The following is an 18,621-nucleotide window of genomic DNA, read 5'->3' as shown; positions in this document are numbered from 1 at the left end:
GGAAAAGATGAATCTAGCAGAACCAATACTACGTTATGCAACAGAGCAACCAAACAAAATTGCCCTAACAGATGGCCGAGATTCTCGTACCTATTCGGATTTAGTAATGGCAATGAAAAAAATTGCGCATGGTTTGCAACAAAATGGCTGTGTGCATGAAAAAATTGCTATATTATCAACGAATCGCATGGAATTTGTAGAGGTTTTTTTGGGTGCTATTTATGCTGGATGTATTCCCATTCCTCTAGATCCAAAATGGAGCACAAATGAAGTGACCGCCATTTTGCAGCAATGTCAACCAAAAATGATTTTTGCAGAGCCTGCATTCGCAACAAATCTAACTTTGCAGGATAGTGAGATTCAAACGCTGACCTTTTCGACGGAGGAAACAGACTCCTATGACAACTGGCTAGCTAGTTTAATACCTATAGCTGAAATGGATGATACGAACGAATTACTATTTCTCGGCTTCACCTCAGGAACAACAGGGATACCAAAGGGGTATATGCGTACACATTCGTCGTGGATTAAAAGCTTTGAAGCGACGAATGAGGCATTCCAATTTGACATTATGGAACATATATTAGCGCCAGGTCCGTTCGTTCAGTCCTTGTCGTTATTTGCCTTAATGCAGAGCTTGTATTTTGGTGCTACTTTTCATATAACACATAAATTTAATGCAACAGAGGTATTAATGCTTTGCAAACAGAATCCAAATGCCATTTTGTTTGTCGTGCCAACGATGATTGAGTCGATGATGCAACAGGCTGTCCCGGGGCAAACGCAAATTCAAGCGTTAATCAGCTCCGGTGCCAAATGGTCGAAGGAATCGAAGAAAAGAGCCAAGGAGATATTTGGAGAGGCGAATTTATATGAATTTTACGGCTCATCTGAAGCGAGTTATATCAGTTATTTGGATGTCTACGAAGAAAACAAATCCAATTCCGTAGGCAAACCCTTTTCAGGTGTTCAGGTATCCATTCGCGATGAACATTTTCAGGAAGTACCGACTGGAATAATTGGACAGCTTTACGTTCGAAGTGACATGATGTTTTTAGGCTATCATCATTTGCCAAAGGAAACGATGGCTGCTTTCCGAGATGGTTGGCTCATTCTTGGAGATTATATGTATATGGACGGGGATGGTTATTTGTATTTGGCGGGTCGAGCGAAAAATATGCTTGTATCTGGTGGTCTTAACATTTTCCCAGAAGAAGTAGAATCTGTACTCCTTCAGCTTCCAGCTATACAAGAAGTGATGGTTCTTGGGGTTCCCGATGCATATTGGGGAGAACAGGTAACAGCAATCGTGAAGTGGAATGGACGACAACGTTTAACAATAAAAGAAGTAAAGGATTATTGTCATCAGTATTTAGCTAGCTACAAAGCTCCTAAGCAACTCATAACGGTGGATAACTTTATCTATACGGGTAATGGGAAGTTGGCACGCAAAGCGATGAAAGATTATGTGGAGAAGGTGAAAGTATGACAGAGGCTGTGATTGTCTTAGCTAAACGCACGCCAATAGGAAAGATCGGCGGCAAATTAAGCACACTTGAACCGGAGAAATTACTAGCACCACTCATTAAGCATATTGTGGCAGAAGTAAATTTACCAAAAGACATAATTGATGATGTAATTATTGGTAATGTAGTTGGTCCAGGAGGCAATATTGCACGAGTTTCTGCGCTGGAAGCAGGTCTTCCTGTCACGGTTCCAGGTGTTACGATCGATCGGCAATGTGGATCTGGTTTAGAAGCGATCAATATTGCAGCAAGATTAATTCAAAGTGGAGCAGGTGAGGTTTATTTAGCTGGTGGGGTCGAAAGTACAAGTCGAGCACCTTGGAAAATGGCTAAGCCGCAAACACTAATGGGTGTCCCAGAATTATATACGCGTGCTCATTTCACCCCAAACAGTTATGGTGATCCAGATATGGGTATTGCCGCTGAGAATGTCGCAAAAAAATATGCTATATCAAGAGAAGAACAGGATCGATTTTCCTTGGAAAGCCATCAAAAAGCCATTCACTCCCAGCTAACTGGACGGTTTGATCAAGAGATTGTGCCTCTTCAGGTTAAGGGAGATTGGATTACAGAAGATGAATGCCCAAGGTCTAATACGAGTTTAGAAAAGTTGTCAAAACTTCCGCCTGTTTTTCAGGAACATGGTACCGTCACTGCTGGGAATGCATGTCCACTCAATGATGGTGCTGCGCTTGTATTAATGATGTCACTTGAAAAATGCCGTGAGCTAAACCTTATGCCTATTTTGCGAATAGTAGATGCTCAGGCAGCAGGGGTAGATCCAAATTATTTAGGCATCGGTCCTATTCCCGCTGTACAAAAGGTGCTAAAGCGTCAGAAACTGACTATAGATAATATCGATGTGGTGGAGTTTAATGAAGCATTTGCTTCACAAGTGTTAGCTTCACTAAAGGAACTTCAAATTCCGCTAGATAAGGTGAATCGCGGTGGCGGTGCACTGGCAATTGGGCATCCATTTGGCGCATCTGGTGCAATGTTAATGACGCGTCTATGTGCAGAAATGCTACATAATCCATACAAAAAGGGCATTGCTACACTGGGTATTGGCGGAGGTATAGGTCTCGCAACGCTAGTGGAGTCAGTCGAATGAATAGTCTACATGAACAGCTTTACGTGACCGATGAGTGGATTTCTCGCTATGCTCAAAGCATCGAGTCTCCTTTGCAAACCATCCATGGCAAATTGATTGCACCGGTGACAATGCCCATTATTTTTTGGCAAGCATTCGACATTCCTTGGCTAAAGAATGATGCACCATTGATTCATGGGACTCAGCAATTCTCATACAAGTCTCCCGTTATCGCAGGAATGACATTAGATTGCGAATTAACCTTAATGAAGGTAGATAAAAAGGAAGGAAAGCAGGGCATGCTTACTTTTTTTACACATAAGCTAGAGTGTAAATGTGAAGGGAACCTTATTGTCGCAGCGCAGACCGTATTAATCCAAGTAGGTGAACAATATGAATAAATACGTTACTGCTGAAGCTATCCAGCGATATGCAGTTGTTTCCAAAGATTCGGCTGCCATTCATATAGACAATGAAGCTGCAACAAGGGCTGGATACAAGCGCCCTATCGCACATGGCATGTATATCATGGGACTAGCACAATCACTTTATTTAGCAGATCATCCAAAGCAATGGATTACAGAATATGATATGAAATTTCAAAAGCCACTTTTAGTGGATACTTTCGCGATTTTTGATTTTAAGTCCAGTGACTGTAATATTGAGGTGACCGTTACAGCAGAAACAGGTGACGTAATTGCTTCGGGATCTTTTTCAGTAAAGGAGTTGGAGCAATGAAAAAAGTAGCGATCATTACAGGTTCTACTAGGGGCATTGGGCGTAGCATCGCCATTCATCTTGCGAAAACTAACTATGAAGTCGTAGTAAATGGCACTAAGCAAAAATTAATCGATGAAGTGGTTCAAGAAATTCATCACGCTGGCGGGGAGGCTATGGGATATCTTGCTGATGTCGCAGAACCTGACGCAATCACTGCAATGATTGAAGCAGTCATGGCTCGATATGGTCGTATAGATGTACTAATTCCTAACGCTGGTAATTTACATGATCAAAAATGTATACGTATGACGGATGAAGAATGGCAGTCTGTAATAAATGTACATTTGAATGGTGCCTTTTATAGCATCCAACGAGTAGTTCCACATATGCAAAAAAGTGGTGGTGACATACTTTTAATGACATCTACAGCCGGTTTAATGGGCTCTATTGGGCAAGTAAATTATAGTGCAGCAAAAGCTGGATTGCTCGGTATGATGTGGACGCTTGCGGCTGAACTAAAACGCAATCATATAAGGGTGAATGCTATTTCACCTGCTGCTTTAACGGATATGACCAGACCTGTAATAGAACATGTGGAAAAGAAATATGAAAGTAAAAACGAGCCATTTCCGGAATTTTGGAAAGTGGGAGAGGCAGATGATATAGCTCGTTTTGTCGTTACATTACTAGCGCAGCAAGATGAAGATTTAACTGGTGAAATATTTGGTGTGAACGGTTCAAAAGTGACAAAGTGGCAAAAGCCTGTTCCTTCATTTTCCGAGGATAACATAAGTACATTTTTTACCAAGTGGAAAAGTCAAAAAGGAAGTGAATAAATGCTTACATTTGATCATGTTCATTTTTATTATAAAAAAGGGCAGCCTGTTGTAGAGGATGTTAGCTTTACGATTCAAGCAGGAGAGTTTGTGGCGATCGTTGGAGCAAATGGGAGTGGGAAGTCCACTATTGCTAAACTAATGGATGGACTGTTACTACCAAAAGAAGGCACTGTAAAACTTCAACAACTAGACACGTCAAAGCAATCTGACCTGGTCGAAATCCATCAACATATAGGTTTTGTTTTTCAAAATCCAGAAGACCAATTCATCACCACAACCGTCATGGATGAGGTGCTTTTTGGATTGGAAAACATTCGCATTCCAAGGGAAGAAATGAGAAGTCGAATGGATCATGCGTTACAAGCCGTTCATATGGAGGATTATTTAGAAGCGATGCCTCATCAGCTATCTGGTGGTCAAAAGCAACGAGTAGCGATAGCGGCTATTTTGGCAATGCGTCCACAAATTATTATTTTCGATGAGGCGACTTCTATGCTGGATCCTCAGGGAAGGGAACAGGTTCTATCTATAATGCATGAACTGCATCTCCAAGGCATGACAATTATTCACATTACTCATCATATGGAGGAGGTTCTATCTGCCGAACGCATTTTACTTATACATAAAGGACGTCTTAAATTTGATGGCGACCCAGTAACTTTTTTTGAAACAGTACCTGTAAAGGATTTTCAGCTACAGCTGCCATTTGCAGTGCGTTTACATCAAACACTCCAACTTGAAGCGCCAATTAGTGCAGATTGGAAAGAGGGGATTCGTTCACAATGGTCTATCAATTAAACAATGTATGTGTGAACTATGCCCATCAAATGGCTCTAAACAATGTCAGTTGTACGATTCAAGAAGGTAAATGGATTTCCGTTATTGGACAAACAGGGGCTGGGAAGTCTACTTTCGTCAAAGTGTTAAAGGGTTTGATTCCCTCCATTGATGGTGAATATTTAATTCATCAGCAGCCCGTAAAAAAAGATTCCAAAGGACGATTAAAAGTCATTCAGGAAATCGGCTTCGTTTTTCAATATCCAGAGCATCAGCTATTTGAAACAACGGTCTATAAGGAGCTTGCCTTTTCACTGAAGCACCAGGGCTTCTCACATCAGCAAATTACAGAGGCTATTTTAAAGATTTTACCGCAATTAGGCTTGTCGGAGGAAATGCTTCCATTAGCCCCGTTCCAGCTAAGTGGAGGACAAAAGCGCAGTGTAGCAATTGCTTCTGTGCTGATGACGGATCCGAAGCTTCTTATTGTGGATGAACCGACAGCAGGTCTCGACCCAGTCAGCAGAACAACTCTATTGCAGCTATTAAAAGAATGGCAGCAACGAGAAAACCGGACTATAATCTTCGTATCCCATCGAATGGAAGATGTCGTTGAATATTCGGATGAAGTCATCGTGCTTCACGAGGGACATCTAATTGGACAGTTTGACACAAATCATTTATTTTTGGATCAGTCTTCATTACTAGAGAAACTAGGTTTGATGCTACCGGAATCGGTACAATTTCTAAAGTTGGTGGAGAAATTATCAGGACAGAAGATTGAAGTTGCAAGTTGCAGAGAGCAGGATATTCTTGAAAAAATTATGCCGCTTTGGAGTTCAAGGGGGCTTCTAAATGTCTAATACCGTTTTAATAGGTCAATATTTGGAGACGCATTCCGTGTTTCACCGATTAGATCCAAGGACGAAAATTTTAAGTATCTTTATTATTATGCTGAGTTTCCTAACATTAGAGACGGTGGCTAGTTATGTAGTTGCTAGTCTTTTTGTTGTTGGAATATTGTTACTATCCAAAGTTCCGCTGCAAGTTTTTGGACGAGGTCTGAAGCCATTATTATTTATTTTGACGTTTACCTTTGTATATAATACGCTACTCACAAAAGGGACAATCATCTGGTCTTGGTCATTTATGGAGGTGACCCAAGAGGGGCTAGAAAATGGGATACGCTTTGTCGGGAGAATTATTTTACTCGTTTTATTAGCTTCTGTTTTGACGTTAACGACAAAGCCTCTTGAATTAGCGAGAGGTCTTGAAAAACTACTAGCTCCGTTGTCAAAATTCAATGTGCCAGTGGAACAGTTTTCATTAATGATAGTCATTGCCATACGATTTATCCCAACGATCTTGCAGGAGCTTGATCGGCTTCTTTTGGCTCAAAAAGCAAGAGGATATGATATGTCAGCATTATCGCTACCAAAACGTATTTTTGCTTATATTCCAATATTAATTCCTCTACTCTTTACAACTATTCAACGTGCAGAACAGCTCACCTATGCAATTGATGCGCGAGCTTATGGAAAAGGCAAGGGGAGAACTCAATATAAGCTATTGCAATTTCGACAAATCGATTCCATAGTGGGTGCTGTGGCCGTTTTATTTGTGTTAACAATGCTACTAATAAAGTTAGGGGGAGTATAGATGAAAGTTTATGGTGCTATCGTGGACAATGAAACACGCTGTACGCATTATCATACAGAAAAAGATATTATTGCCATAAAGTTTAAGTGTTGCAATAGATACTATCCTTGCTATAAATGCCATGAGGACGAGGCTGACCATACGATCGAACGTTGGTCGCAAGAGCAGTTTGACGAATTGGCAATCCTTTGTGGTAGCTGCCATACAGAGCTGACGATTCATGAGTATATGCAAACGGATAATTGTCCGCATTGTGAGGCAACCTTCAATGAGAGATGTGCGGCTCATTACCCGATTTATTTTGAATGACTTGCTTAAAAGTAAAACTCCCGAGAAGTGAATGAATTCCTTCTTGGGAGTTTTACTTTTGAATATCGAAATATACGTTACCTAAACCTAGATTTTTTTTACAAATTCCGATTTTAACTTCATAGCACCAAAACCATCAATTTTGCAATCAATATCATGGTCCCCTTCAACTAAACGAATACTTTTAACTTTAGTACCAATTTTTAAGGTCGATGAACTTCCTTTTACTTTAAGGTCTTTTATGATGGCTACTGAATCGCCATCGTTTAAGATATTTCCGTTTGCATCCTTTACTATCTTCTGTTCTTCACTATTTGCAGTTTCTGCCTCTAAAGTCCATTCGTGTGCACATTCTGGGCAAACAAAAAGACTGCCATCCTCGTAAGTGTATTCTGAATTACATTTTGGGCAATTTGGTAAAGTCGACATAGCTCATTTCCTCCGTTCAATAGTTCTCTTCTCTTTTTAAACATATATGCATTCCTATGTATGCTTATATAGTGCCATAGTATATCTAAATTGACAAACTACCCGTAAATCGTGAAAGCAAATGGCATACATATTTGTACATAAATTAAAAACCAAACACAAATAAAACTAACGAAACTGTTCCATATTTATTTTCCCAATACGAAAATCCTGCTAGGATAAAAGCATTTGCCAAGTAACTTAATAAATGATGTGTCCAATTACACTTAATACGAATGCATTTCCAAAATGGGTCAAAATAAAAACCCATTAGAGAGTAGTTCTAATGGGTACACATTATCCAATTATGGAAGGGCTTCTTTTCTAACAATCCCTACAATCAATAAAACTAATCCAATGACAAAAAAGAGCGGAAACAGCAACATCATCATTCCAACGGCTGCAAATCCATCTCCCTCTATAATACCAACAATAATGCTGATGATCCAACCGAGAAATGGTGTAATAATAAACATGGTAATAAGTCCCCAAATGATCAGCTTTCTTTTAATGCTCTTTTTCAAAGTCAAAATAAACCCTAGAAATAAGCCTCCAAAAAGAATTAAACTTGCAAGAGCAATTGCATTGATCATTATATACCCCCTTCCAAGCATGAATACAATTTGTATAAATCTAATTATTCAGACGAAAAAACAAGATATATGTTCCAAAATAAAAAATCGGAACAGATGAAAATTTATCCATCGCTCCGTTTTTCTATTTCATTATTTTGCTTGTATAAACAGTACTTTCAAATAATTTCCTTCTTTAAAAAGCGGAGATGTTCTAAAGTCGCTTGGAAGTGAAAATTCTTCTTCAATTGTATATTTACGATTACTTTCTTTAAAAGCCTTTTCCACAAATGTTTTAAATTTTTTCATACCAAAGGTAGCGTTGTTTGTAGATGCAACGATAACTCCATTTTTCTCGGTAATTGCAATTGCGTCTTTTAGCAATTTTGTATAGTCCTTAGCTGAGCTAAATGTGTATTTTTTCGAACGTGCAAAGCTTGGAGGATCAAGGATTACGACATCAAAAGCTAATTCTTTTCGTTTAGCATACTTAAAATAATCAAAAACATCCATCACGATGATGTCTTGTTTCTCTACATCAATTCCGTTCACTTCAAATTGCTCTGTTGTTTTGCTTAAGCTTCGTTTTGCAAGATCGACACTGGTCGTTTTAGTTGCACCTCCAGCTGCGGCAAATACAGAAAAAGCGCCAGTATAAGAAAAAGTATTCAATACAGTTTTTCCTTTTGAATAAGCATCACGTATCTTTTTCCGAACGTCTCGCTGGTCAAGAAATACACCAACCATTGCTCCGTCATTCAAATAGATTGCGAAATTGAGACCATTTTCCTTCACTATTAGTGGAAACTCACCACGTTCACCTTTCACAAAATCATCGTCTTCCACATATTGACCCTTTGTATCAAAACGTTTCTTCTCATAAATTCCTTTATACGAAACTGATGCCTCAATTGCCTCTATAATCATTTTTTTGAAGGAATATATTCCTTCGCTGTACCAGCTCAATAAATAGAAACCATCGAAATAATCAATTGTTAGACCGCCGATTCCATCGCCTTCTCCGTTAAATACACGGAAAGCAGTCGTATCGCTACTACTATAGTAATCCGCACGATGTTTGATTGCTGAAGCTATTTTCTTTTGAAAAAAGGAAGTATCAATTTTTTCGGTTTCATTTTTCGACAGAAGCCAACCTATCCCTTTATTTTGCATTCCAACATAGCCTTTTCCTATAAATTTGCCTGTTGGGTTTTGTAATTTCAAAATAGAACCTTCTTCTAAAGAATCAGCTTCATGGAACCCATCTTTTAAAAGAATAGGAACTCCTTTTTGTAGATCTTGTGCAAGTGCATCTTTAACTTTTACATCTATTTCATTTGTCATCATTGTCATCCTCAAGTTTCATTTTTAATCATTATCTCATAGTAGTTCACTTATTCGCTCGAATTATTATTTTCCAGCTTTTTCACTCTATTTTCCAGTTTGTTATATTTGCTTGTCGCATCGATTGCGAATACAAATGCAATAATGGCAAATATAAAAGCTGTTGTTTCCATATGTGGTTCGCTCCTCTCTACCTATATTCTTATGGTACAATATACTATACGTAAGTATAGGGAGGAAGTTCGCTGTGAAGAAATCTAAAGTCATCGTACCTATTATGGTCGTAGTTGCTGTGCTAGCAACGTTTATTCTAAACCAAGATGATTATAATGAAGTAACTATTATAAATAAAGTACTAATCATTGCAGGTGCAGCAATTGTATCCTCTATTATTGGATATTTTCTACTAGGATCAGATATTGATAAAATAGATCCAAAACCAACAAAAAACGTGTTAAAAAACAAGAAGGTAAACAGAAAGTAATCTGTTTACCCTTTTTTCTTAAGGGAGGAGTGACTCAATTGTTAGAAAACGCACGTCAGTTATTACAAACATATTTCGGATATGATTCGTTCCGAGAAGGACAGGAAACCATTATAAACTATGTGTTAGAAAACAAATCAAGTTTATGTGTAATGCCAACTGGTGGCGGTAAATCTCTTTGCTATCAAATTCCTTCCTTATTGATGGAAGGGCCGACAATTGTTATTTCACCATTAATCTCACTTATGAAGGATCAAGTAGATACATTATTACAGGCAGGAATTCCAGCAGCCTTTATTAATAGTACATTAACTGCAGAAGAAGTAAGAGAAACGATGGACGAAGTACAAAATGGGCATTATCGTTTACTGTATATAGCACCTGAACGATTGGAATCACAAAGCTTTCTAAGTCAACTAAAGCGCGTTAAAGTGCCATTAATTGCAGTAGATGAAGCACACTGTATTTCCCAATGGGGACATGATTTTAGACCGAGCTATCGTGCAATTCATCGATTAAAGGAAGTTTTTGAGGAAGCCCCAGTCGTACTTGCTTTAACTGCCACAGCTACTCCTGATGTGCGAGCGGACATATGTCGATTGCTTCAAATTGAACAAGATAATACAGTGATAACAGGATTTGCTCGTTCAAATTTAGCTTTTTCAGTTGTGCTAGGACAAGACAAAAATCGATTTTTGAAAGACTTTATTAAAAAGAATGCGAAAGAAGTAGGAATTATTTATGCAGCTACTAGAAAGACAGTTGATCTTCTACATGAGTTGCTAATAAAGGTTGGTGTACGCGCTGCGAAATATCACGCAGGTCTTCCTGAGGCATTTCGTAATAAAGAACAAGAGCGTTTTCTGACGGATGAAGCGCAAGTAATGGTTGCAACGAATGCATTCGGTATGGGGATCGATAAATCGAATGTACGATATGTAATTCATTATCAACTGCCTAAAAATATGGAAAGCTATTATCAAGAGGCAGGAAGAGCTGGAAGAGACGGATTACCAAGTGAGTGTGTCGTGTTGTATGCATCACAAGATGTGCAGACACAAAGATTTTTAATTGACCAAGCGTTGGACCGTGAAAGAATTCCGCAAGAATTGGAAAAGCTACAAGGAATGGTCGATTATTGCCATACGGAAAATTGTTTACAACAATTTATCGTAAATTATTTTGGAGAACCAAATGGAGAGCCGTGTGGTAGTTGTGGTAATTGTACAGATACAAGGGAAATGTCTGATGTTACAAAAGAGGTGCAAATGATCTTGTCTTGTGTTGTTCGAATGGGACAGAAGTTTGGGAAAACAATTACTGCTCAAGTGTTAACTGGTTCGCAAAACAAAAAAGTAATGGATTTTGGATTTACGAAACTATCTACTTACGGAATATTAAAAAATAAATCGTTAAAAGAAGTTTCTGGGCTAATGGAATTTATGATTTCGGAAGGTTTACTTTTAGTCAATCATGGAAGCTTGCCGACCATTTATGTATCAGATGCAGGAAAGGATGTATTACTTGGGGAAAGACAAGTGATGCGAAAAGGAGTAGCGGTAACGAAACAAATTGCGAAAAATGATCCATTATTTGAAGGATTAAGAGTGCTTCGGAAAAAACTTGCGGACGAAGCTGGTGTACCACCATTTGTTATTTTCTCAGATAAAACACTACAAGATATGTGTGTGAAGCGCCCGCAAACCGAAGAAGAATTATTAGATGTACACGGTGTAGGTGCTAATAAACAAGAGAAATATGGAAAAGTTTTTCTCGAGGAAATTAGTCTTTATAGCACAGTATAATTTTTATGGGATACTACTGTTAAATTGGAAGGAACATTAATTTTCTTCGCATCTTCAGTAGAAATTTCGACAATAACCGACTGCTCTAAAATTTTGAAAATAGTACCATGAACTTCGTGATCATTACGTGTAAAAGAGATCTTTTCATCAATTGACCTTGCTGCTACGAAGTCAGAAACTTCTTTTGTTTGTCTTTGGAAACTCATGTGTTAACCTCTTTTCTAGTTTTATTCACGCAAAAAGCGATATTTCAATTATACCATAGTTAACCTGTTATAATGTGTTAAAGAGGTTATTTGTCGAAAGTTCTACAATTTTAAACATATAGAATGATAAATATTCAGCGATTAAATAAGATTTAAAGAGGAGATTATGAATAGTGCATTTTAAAGAGTTAAATTTAGACGAAAAAATATTACGCGCAATCGAACAATTAGGCTACACAGAGCCGACAGAAGTACAACAAAAGGTTATTCCGGTTGCCCTTCAGAAACAAGATATTCTTGTGAAATCTAAAACAGGTAGTGGAAAAACCGCTTCATTCGCGACGCCGTTATGTGAGCTTGTCGATTGGGAAGAAAACAAACCACAAGCATTAGTGCTCACACCTACAAGAGAACTAGCTGTTCAGGTACAAGAAGACATAACGAATATAGGTCGTTATAAGCGAATAAAAGGACTTGCCTTGTACGGAAAATCACCTTTTGCCAAACAAAAATTAGCATTAAAGCAAAAAACACATATCGTTGTAGGGACACCTGGACGAGTGCTGGACCATATCGAAAAAGGAACACTTGATGTGTCCAAAATTGAATACCTTGTCATTGATGAAGCAGATGAAATGTTAAATATGGGCTTTTTAGAGCAAGTGGAATCAATTATTAAATTATTGCCAAAAGAACGTACTACGATGTTATTTTCAGCTACTTTATCGGATGTGATTAAAAAGCTAAGTAGTAAATACATGAAGCAAGCTGTATCTATTGAGATAGATGCTGCCGAAGAAAATGCTCCAGATATTGAGCATGTGAAGTATGTAGTGGTGGAGGAACTGAAGCTATCATTCCTTGAAAAACTAACTATTATCGAAAACCCTGACAGTTGTATCATATTCTGTCGTACTAAGGAACGAGTAGAACAACTGGTGGATGTGTTAGATGAAAAAGGGTATACAGCAGACAAAATTCATGGTGGAATGATGCAAGAAGACCGTTTTGAGGTAATGGATGATTTCCGTCGAGGAGATTTCCGATATTTAATTGCCACAGATGTTGCAGCTCGTGGAATTGATATTGAAGACATTACACATGTTGTTCATTATGATGTGCCACTTGAAAAAGAAAGCTATGTGCATAGAACTGGTAGAACAGGACGTGCGGGTCGTAGTGGGAAATCGATTATGCTTGCAACTCCATATGAGGACAAGTTTGTAAAGGAAATTGAAAGTTATATTGGCTTTGAGATTCCTACAGGAGCGGAATTCTCTGAGGAAGCAGTTGCAAAAAATCGTGCAGCGTTTGATTTGAAAATGCAAGAACAACCAGAAGTTAAAGAATCAAAAGGTGCACAATTAAACGCAAACATCACTAAATTATATTTCAACGGCGGCAAGAAAAAGAAACTTCGCGCAGTCGATTTCGTAGGAACAATTGCAAAAATAGAAGGAGTTTCCGCTGATGACATCGGTATCATTACGATTCAAGACAATGTCACTTACGTCGAAATCCTAAATGGCAAAGGTCCTCTCGTATTAAAAACGATGAGAAACACAACGGTAAAAGGCAAACTACTTAAAGTGCATATTGCGCATAAATAAAAAAACCGAAGAAGGTCTAGTGCCTTCTTCGGTTTTTTAGTATGTTTAAGGGATGAGCACCACATAATCAAGAGCGAGTACCACATAACCCAAGGCAAGCACCACATAATAGGTGTTGAGTACCACATAACCAAGGTGAGTGGCACATAACAGGTGTTGAGCGCCACATAACCAAGAGCGAGTACCACATAACCCTAGGCAATCACCATAAATAGGTGTTGAGTACCACATAACCCATGGTGAGTGGCACATAACGGGTGTTGAGCACCACATAATCTCTGAATTCCTCGATATTTTCATTTTAATAAGATCAGTTGTTTCACAGATAGAGTTATGTTTTATATTTAGGGCGCGGTTAATGATGGTAATCTTAAATAAGTTGTTTTTTTATCAATATATATTATAATAGTTGAGACTATTAAGTAAGAAAGAAGGTAAAGAGTGATGGAAACTGTTTCTGTAAATGCAGCATTGGAAAAAGAAGTAAAGTCATATATGTTGCTTGGAGATTTGCTTACAATGGGACCAGTCTGCCCTTTTTTAAGCAAACTTCATATGGAAAACAGCTACCGGAAGCTTTTTGTCTTCTTAATATAGAATTTGTAGAATATCCTTAAATGGTTTTAACATTTTGATTAAGTACTAAGTAAGCAATTACTAGGCGCCGGTTCTATTCGGCGTCTTTTTTGTGTTCTTAAGCAAAATTTACAGAATATCTCTAAATGATTTTGTGTATTTTGGATAAAGTATTACTCAATCCTTAGGCGCCGGTTTTATTCGGCGTCTTTTTGTGTTCTAAAGGAGAGAATTTGAGATGAGTATGTTTTTATGGCCTCCTGTTTGATGAGATTCAAAAAAAGGCTGGCCAATATTTACAAAGAAAGAGTGATATAAATGTTAATTCAATTAAATAGTATTAGTAAAAGCTATTCAGGTGATCCCATACTTTCAAATATATCAATGAAAATTGAATCAGGTGACCGGATTGGTCTTGTTGGAGTGAATGGTGCTGGAAAATCAACCTTATTAAAGATTATAGCTGGGGATATCCCTTACGAAGATGGGGAAATTTATATTGGAAAAGAAACAAAAATTGGTTATTTGCGTCAAAACAGTGGACTACAAATGGATAATACAATTTGGAATGAAATGTTGAGTGTCTTCGCTGATCTTCTCCATGTTGAAAAAGAACTTCGAGAGCTAGAGAGGATGATGGGTGAACCTTCTTTAGTGACTGATCCCGAGAATTATGAAAAAACGATGAATCGTTACGCAACAAAATCTGACTGGTTTATGGACCACGGTGGTTATGAAATTGAAGCAAAAATTCGTGGTGTGCTTCAAGGGATTGGATTTGGAGATTTTTCTCATGACACACTCATTGATAAGTTAAGTGGAGGTCAGAAAACAAGACTTGCTCTTGCTAAAATACTGTTGGAACAGCCGGATTTACTTATGCTTGATGAGCCTACGAACCATTTGGATTTTACTACTTTGGCTTGGTTAGAAGGTTATTTACGTTCATATCCTGGTACTATCCTCGTTGTTTCACATGATCGTTACTTTTTGGACTCGCTTGTAACAGTTATTTATGAAGTTGAGCGAACAGAAGCACGACGGTACACAGGTAACTATTCGAAATATGTTGAGAGTAAAGAGAAAAACCGTGAAATTCTTGCTAAGAAATATTCAATTCAGCAAGAACAAACTGCGAAGATGGAAGATTACATTCGACGTAATATCACCATGGCAACTTCGTCTAAAAGTGCAAAAAACAAACGAAAGCAGCTTGAAAGAATTGAACGTATAGATAAACCTCTCAAAAACTTAAAACGTGCACAAATGTCGTTTTCAATAGAAAAAACGTCTCATAAAGAAGTATTACGGGTTCGCGATATCAATATTTACTTCGGAGTAGATAACGAACGAAAGCCTCTATTAAATAATATCAGCTTTCAACTTAGCCGAGGCGAGAAGGTGGCGTTAATCGGTCCAAATGGTATTGGGAAGTCTACACTACTTAAGACGCTAATTGATGAATATAAACCAGATAGTGGCGTAATAACTTGGGGGAACGGAGTTACCATTGGTTACTACGATCAAGAACAATCTACTTTAAATCCCAATAACACAATACTAGATGAGGTATGGAGTATGTTTCCTCATATTGAAGAGGCTAGAATTCGTACTGTACTCGGAAATTTCCTGTTTACTGGCGAAGATGTGTTTAAGAAAATATCTTCCCTTAGTGGTGGTGAAAAAGCTCGTGTTGCACTGTCTAAGCTCATGTTACAAGAAGCCAATGTACTCATTATAGATGAGCCGACAAATCATTTAGATTTGTACAGTAAAGAGGTGTTGGAAACAGCACTCATGAATTATGAGGGTACATTGTTCTTCATTTCTCATGACCGTTATTTTCTTAATAAGTTAGCTAATAAAATGTTGGAACTTACTTCTACGGGCACAATTGTATATAACGGCAACTATGATGATTATGTTGAGAATAAATCGCAAAAAAGTAGCAAGCCTTTTGCCTAGATAATAACACTTTGATGAAGAGAAGGTTGTGATGTTTCGTTTTCATTAAAAATGGACTAGGAAGAGACTACGAGTACCACATAACCAAGTGTATGAGCACCACAAAAAGAGTTGGAGGTTAATTTAAACCTCCAGCTCGTCCTCTATAAATTTTCGATAAGATGCCATGATACCTTCTTGTAAATTGTTTGGTGGGAAAACTGAAGGCTAATCGATTCGTTTCCATCCGGTGAAATATCACCATTATATTCTCTTGTTTTATACACAGCAGTAACTGAGTAAAAAGTATCGCCATTTGCTACCTCAAAATAATAATCTGGTCCTAAGTATACATGACATAGTTTTAACTCTCCAACAGATAATCCAGTTTCCTCTAAAACCTCTCTTCGAGCAGTATCCTCTAGGCTTTCACCAAGCTCCATTAATCCACCAGGCAATCCGAATATGTCGTGAACTCGATCTTGTAGTAATACTTCATTTTTATCATTTAATATAAGGTATAAGCGGGCTATGTCCCACATACTTTCGTAACTCTTTGTAGTATTCCATAGTAAGCTATCCTTTCAAGTATAATTCTATTATCAGTGTCCAATAAAAAAATGGTAAGATAACTTGATATAGTGAAACTTCAATCAATGAGAATCGTATAACTATTAGAGAATTAGAAATAAGCTGAGGATGTGAGCGTTAGGTGGCAAATAAGCGTTGGTTTCAAGTAGGTGTAGCAGTACTACTTACGTTGTTAATAATTTTTATGTTTAGGGAAGTAAAAAGTATTTTTTCCCCTTTAGTTATTGTTGCACAAGCAATATTTATGCCCTTATTAATAGGTGGTGTCTTGTTTTATTTAGCTAGACCACTTCAAAAATGGTTAGAGTCTAAGAAATTTCCAAGATGGTCAAGTATCATTTCCATCTTCGTAGTTATTGGTTTAATAGCTTGGGGATTTTATGCACTTATCGGTCCACCTCTAACAAATCAAGTGAATTCACTAGTGAAAAATACACCAGAAATTGTGAAAGAGATAGAGGACTTTACGAAATATACTATTTCTCAAAAAGATAGGATTACTGATCTCCCGGAGCCGATACAAAAAACGATAAAAGAAGCAACTGGAAAGATTGATACGATTGCAGTAGTGGCAGGTTCGCTACTAGTAAAATTCGTTCAAAGTGTGTTCCAAGGACTATTCTTACTTGTTCTTGTGCCGTTTTTCCTTGTATATATGCTGAAGGATCACGAAAAATTTTCACCTTTTGTCGCCCAATTTTTTAAAGGAGAAAAGAAAACATGGATTCGAAAAACATTATCGGATGTAGACGATACATTGCGGTCGTATATACAAGGTCAGCTATTCGTTAGCTTTTTAGTAGGTGTAATGTTGTTCATTGGATATTTTGCAATTGGGCTTAAATATTCTCTATTACTTGCATTATTCGGAATGATGATGAATGTAGTTCCATTTTTAGGTCCATATATTGCATTAGTTCCCGCACTAATCATAGGGTTCCTTCAAGAGCCGAAAATGGCTATTTATGTTGCAATTGTAATGCTAGTCTCACAACAAATTGAAAGTAATTTCATCACTCCAAATGTAATGGGGAAATCATTAGATATTCATCCATTAACGGTTATTACGATAATTTTAGCAGCAGGAAATATTGCAGGATTATGGGGAATTATTTTAGGTGTTCCTACTTATGCGGTAGTAAAATCGATACTAAAAAACATTTATGCTCATCGGGAAGGAATAAAGGATGCTGCCACAGAATCTATATAGGTAGGTAGGTAGGTGATTGCATGACGTTTAAATCCAAGAGAGATCGTACTTTTATAATACTAATTATGGTGGCTAGTGTCCTAATTGCATTGGCAACACTTTTGCCGGTAGTAGTTGAACTGTTTATTATGGAAGCACCTGATATGAAGGCTGTTTGGATTACGTCTGTAATCTTTCTATTGTGTGAAGGATTTATTTTATGGGTTTCCTTAGATATCGTATACACGTTTAAAGAAAATTCTTTAATTGTACGTGGTGGATTGTTCCGAAGTAATATCCCTTTTGAGGATATTACGAAAGTGAATCCAACATCAAATATTCTCGTTGGATACCGAATCCTTTCCTCCAAAGATGCGTTGGAGATTCATTATAAAAAAGCGACAATGGGAAGTGTAATTATCTCGCCTGAAAATCAAGAAGTATTTTTGGAGATTTTATTAGAAAAGGCGCCACATATTCATATTGTGAAATGAGGGTAAAGGCTAATGGATAATGAAAATTTCAATAAACCGAGTAACGATTTAATCGGAGATATTTTAAGGAATTATGAAAAGACTGGCGGAATGGATAATCTAAAAGGTACAGGAAAACCACTGTCGGATGAATATTTTTCTGGAGACATATTTCAGCACTTTCAAAAAATTGCTAAGGACGCAGGATACAAGCCACATTGGTTAAAGCTACAACATGAGATCCGCGATGAATTAAAAGATATTGCCGATAAATACGCGAACGGGCAAAACAGTGATTTACAATTCCGAGTAACAAAAGTAAACGAAAAGATTATAGCTTACAATAAATCATGTCCGCCTCCTATGCAAAAAGGAACGGTCAGATTAGAATCAATCGAAGCAGCAAGTAATAGATGGTAAAATACAAACAGTGTCTCTT

23 protein-coding genes are annotated in these 18,621 nt (G+C 37.6%); 17 read left to right on the top strand and 6 right to left on the bottom strand.

What is annotated here, in order from left to right; all coding sequences use genetic code 11:
- Positions 1 to 7 precede the first annotated feature (7 nt).
- The 9 genes from ACFVR1_RS10370 to ACFVR1_RS10330 are packed head-to-tail and all read left to right on the top strand — an operon-like array spanning position 8 to position 6,920.
- Positions 8 to 1,489 (top strand): AMP-binding protein, encoded by a 1,482-nt coding sequence (locus ACFVR1_RS10370; RefSeq protein WP_387583808.1) that lies wholly within the window; start codon positions 8 to 10, stop codon positions 1,487 to 1,489.
- Positions 1,486 to 2,637: a thiolase family protein gene (locus ACFVR1_RS10365; protein WP_387583806.1), complete on the top strand. Its 1,152-nt coding sequence runs from the start codon at positions 1,486 to 1,488 to the stop codon at positions 2,635 to 2,637. Before ACFVR1_RS10370 ends, ACFVR1_RS10365 begins: the two co-directional genes overlap by 4 nt.
- Entirely contained in the window at positions 2,634 to 3,017 is a 384-nt protein-coding gene (locus ACFVR1_RS10360) for an FAS1-like dehydratase domain-containing protein (protein WP_387583804.1), read from the top strand. The genes ACFVR1_RS10365 and ACFVR1_RS10360 overlap by 4 nt, the downstream gene beginning before the upstream one ends.
- Complete coding sequence (locus tag ACFVR1_RS10355; RefSeq protein WP_387583802.1) at positions 3,010 to 3,354, top strand: MaoC family dehydratase; 345 nt, start codon at positions 3,010 to 3,012, stop codon at positions 3,352 to 3,354. The genes ACFVR1_RS10360 and ACFVR1_RS10355 overlap by 8 nt, the downstream gene beginning before the upstream one ends.
- Positions 3,351 to 4,172 (top strand): SDR family NAD(P)-dependent oxidoreductase, encoded by an 822-nt coding sequence (locus tag ACFVR1_RS10350; RefSeq protein WP_387583800.1) that lies wholly within the window; start codon positions 3,351 to 3,353, stop codon positions 4,170 to 4,172. The genes ACFVR1_RS10355 and ACFVR1_RS10350 overlap by 4 nt, the downstream gene beginning before the upstream one ends.
- A complete protein-coding gene (locus ACFVR1_RS10345; RefSeq protein WP_387583799.1) occupies positions 4,173 to 4,973 on the top strand; it encodes an energy-coupling factor transporter ATPase in 801 nt (266 codons plus the stop codon).
- Positions 4,958 to 5,815 (top strand): ATP-binding cassette domain-containing protein, encoded by an 858-nt coding sequence (locus ACFVR1_RS10340; protein ID WP_387583797.1) that lies wholly within the window; start codon positions 4,958 to 4,960, stop codon positions 5,813 to 5,815. Before ACFVR1_RS10345 ends, ACFVR1_RS10340 begins: the two co-directional genes overlap by 16 nt.
- A complete protein-coding gene (locus ACFVR1_RS10335) occupies positions 5,808 to 6,611 on the top strand; it encodes an energy-coupling factor transporter transmembrane component T family protein (RefSeq protein WP_387583795.1) in 804 nt (267 codons plus the stop codon). The genes ACFVR1_RS10340 and ACFVR1_RS10335 overlap by 8 nt, the downstream gene beginning before the upstream one ends.
- Positions 6,612 to 6,920 carry a CHY zinc finger protein gene (locus ACFVR1_RS10330; protein WP_387583794.1) on the top strand — a complete coding sequence of 103 codons (309 nt, stop codon included), beginning with the start codon at positions 6,612 to 6,614 and terminating at the stop codon, positions 6,918 to 6,920. It begins immediately after the preceding gene.
- Between the two features lie 87 nt (positions 6,921 to 7,007).
- Here the strand turns inward: ACFVR1_RS10330 and ACFVR1_RS10325 are convergent, their stop codons facing one another.
- The 4 genes from ACFVR1_RS10325 to ACFVR1_RS10310 form a co-directional block, all read right to left on the bottom strand.
- Positions 7,008 to 7,349, bottom strand: a complete 342-nt coding sequence (locus ACFVR1_RS10325; RefSeq protein ID WP_387583792.1) for a zinc ribbon domain-containing protein YjdM — start codon at positions 7,347 to 7,349, stop codon at positions 7,008 to 7,010.
- A gap of 344 nt (positions 7,350 to 7,693) precedes the next feature.
- Complete coding sequence (locus tag ACFVR1_RS10320; RefSeq protein ID WP_387583790.1) at positions 7,694 to 7,981, bottom strand: hypothetical protein; 288 nt, start codon at positions 7,979 to 7,981, stop codon at positions 7,694 to 7,696.
- A 132-nt stretch (positions 7,982 to 8,113) separates the two neighbouring features.
- Positions 8,114 to 9,304: a class I SAM-dependent rRNA methyltransferase gene (locus tag ACFVR1_RS10315; RefSeq protein WP_387583788.1), complete on the bottom strand. Its 1,191-nt coding sequence runs from the start codon at positions 9,302 to 9,304 to the stop codon at positions 8,114 to 8,116.
- Positions 9,305 to 9,354: 50 nt separating this feature from the next.
- Positions 9,355 to 9,477, bottom strand: a complete 123-nt coding sequence (locus ACFVR1_RS10310; protein WP_387583786.1) for a hypothetical protein — start codon at positions 9,475 to 9,477, stop codon at positions 9,355 to 9,357.
- A 74-nt stretch (positions 9,478 to 9,551) separates the two neighbouring features.
- On the opposite strand from ACFVR1_RS10310, the gene ACFVR1_RS10305 reads away from it, so the two are divergent.
- Together ACFVR1_RS10305 and recQ are read left to right on the top strand one after the other, a co-directional pair.
- A complete protein-coding gene (locus ACFVR1_RS10305) occupies positions 9,552 to 9,788 on the top strand; it encodes a hypothetical protein (protein WP_387583785.1) in 237 nt (78 codons plus the stop codon).
- A 38-nt stretch (positions 9,789 to 9,826) separates the two neighbouring features.
- A complete protein-coding gene (gene recQ / locus ACFVR1_RS10300; RefSeq protein ID WP_387583783.1) occupies positions 9,827 to 11,593 on the top strand; it encodes a DNA helicase RecQ in 1,767 nt (588 codons plus the stop codon).
- Here recQ and ACFVR1_RS10295 read toward each other — a convergent pair.
- Entirely contained in the window at positions 11,578 to 11,799 is a 222-nt protein-coding gene (locus ACFVR1_RS10295; RefSeq protein WP_387583781.1) for a DUF2187 family protein, read from the bottom strand. The genes recQ and ACFVR1_RS10295 overlap by 16 nt on opposite strands.
- A 173-nt stretch (positions 11,800 to 11,972) precedes the next feature.
- Here ACFVR1_RS10295 and ACFVR1_RS10290 point away from each other — a divergent pair, with 173 nt between their 5' ends.
- The 3 genes from ACFVR1_RS10290 (at position 11,973) to ACFVR1_RS10280 (ending at position 15,950) form a co-directional block, all read left to right on the top strand.
- Positions 11,973 to 13,409, top strand: coding sequence for a DEAD/DEAH box helicase (locus ACFVR1_RS10290; RefSeq protein WP_387583779.1), 1,437 nt, complete (start codon positions 11,973 to 11,975; stop codon positions 13,407 to 13,409).
- A 444-nt stretch (positions 13,410 to 13,853) separates the two neighbouring features.
- Positions 13,854 to 14,006: a hypothetical protein gene (locus tag ACFVR1_RS10285; protein WP_387583777.1), complete on the top strand. Its 153-nt coding sequence runs from the start codon at positions 13,854 to 13,856 to the stop codon at positions 14,004 to 14,006.
- Positions 14,007 to 14,303: 297 nt separating this feature from the next.
- Positions 14,304 to 15,950 (top strand): ABC-F family ATP-binding cassette domain-containing protein, encoded by a 1,647-nt coding sequence (locus ACFVR1_RS10280; protein WP_387583775.1) that lies wholly within the window; start codon positions 14,304 to 14,306, stop codon positions 15,948 to 15,950.
- A gap of 143 nt (positions 15,951 to 16,093) precedes the next feature.
- On the opposite strand, the gene ACFVR1_RS10275 is transcribed toward ACFVR1_RS10280, so the two are convergent.
- Positions 16,094 to 16,471 carry an NUDIX domain-containing protein gene (locus tag ACFVR1_RS10275; RefSeq protein ID WP_387583773.1) on the bottom strand — a complete coding sequence of 126 codons (378 nt, stop codon included), beginning with the start codon at positions 16,469 to 16,471 and terminating at the stop codon, positions 16,094 to 16,096.
- Positions 16,472 to 16,641: 170 nt separating this feature from the next.
- On the opposite strand from ACFVR1_RS10275, the gene ACFVR1_RS10270 reads away from it, so the two are divergent.
- Genes ACFVR1_RS10270 through ACFVR1_RS10260 form a run of 3 tightly spaced genes read left to right on the top strand, consistent with a single transcriptional unit; the run spans position 16,642 to position 18,602 of the window.
- Complete coding sequence (locus ACFVR1_RS10270; protein ID WP_387583771.1) at positions 16,642 to 17,730, top strand: AI-2E family transporter; 1,089 nt, start codon at positions 16,642 to 16,644, stop codon at positions 17,728 to 17,730.
- A gap of 20 nt (positions 17,731 to 17,750) precedes the next feature.
- On the top strand, positions 17,751 to 18,203 hold the full coding sequence (locus ACFVR1_RS10265; RefSeq protein WP_387583769.1) for a PH domain-containing protein: 453 nt from the start codon (positions 17,751 to 17,753) through the stop codon (positions 18,201 to 18,203).
- A 12-nt stretch (positions 18,204 to 18,215) separates the two neighbouring features.
- Positions 18,216 to 18,602 (top strand): DnaJ family domain-containing protein, encoded by a 387-nt coding sequence (locus tag ACFVR1_RS10260; RefSeq protein ID WP_387583768.1) that lies wholly within the window; start codon positions 18,216 to 18,218, stop codon positions 18,600 to 18,602.
- Positions 18,603 to 18,621: the final 19 nt, after the last annotated feature.

The sequence above is a fragment of the Psychrobacillus sp. NPDC058041 genome, assembly GCF_042885655.1.
Taxonomy (GTDB): Bacteria; Bacillota; Bacilli; order Bacillales_A; family Planococcaceae; genus Psychrobacillus.
Note: the sequence above shows the minus strand (reverse complement) of the source record. Positions and strands in the feature narration are given on the sequence as shown.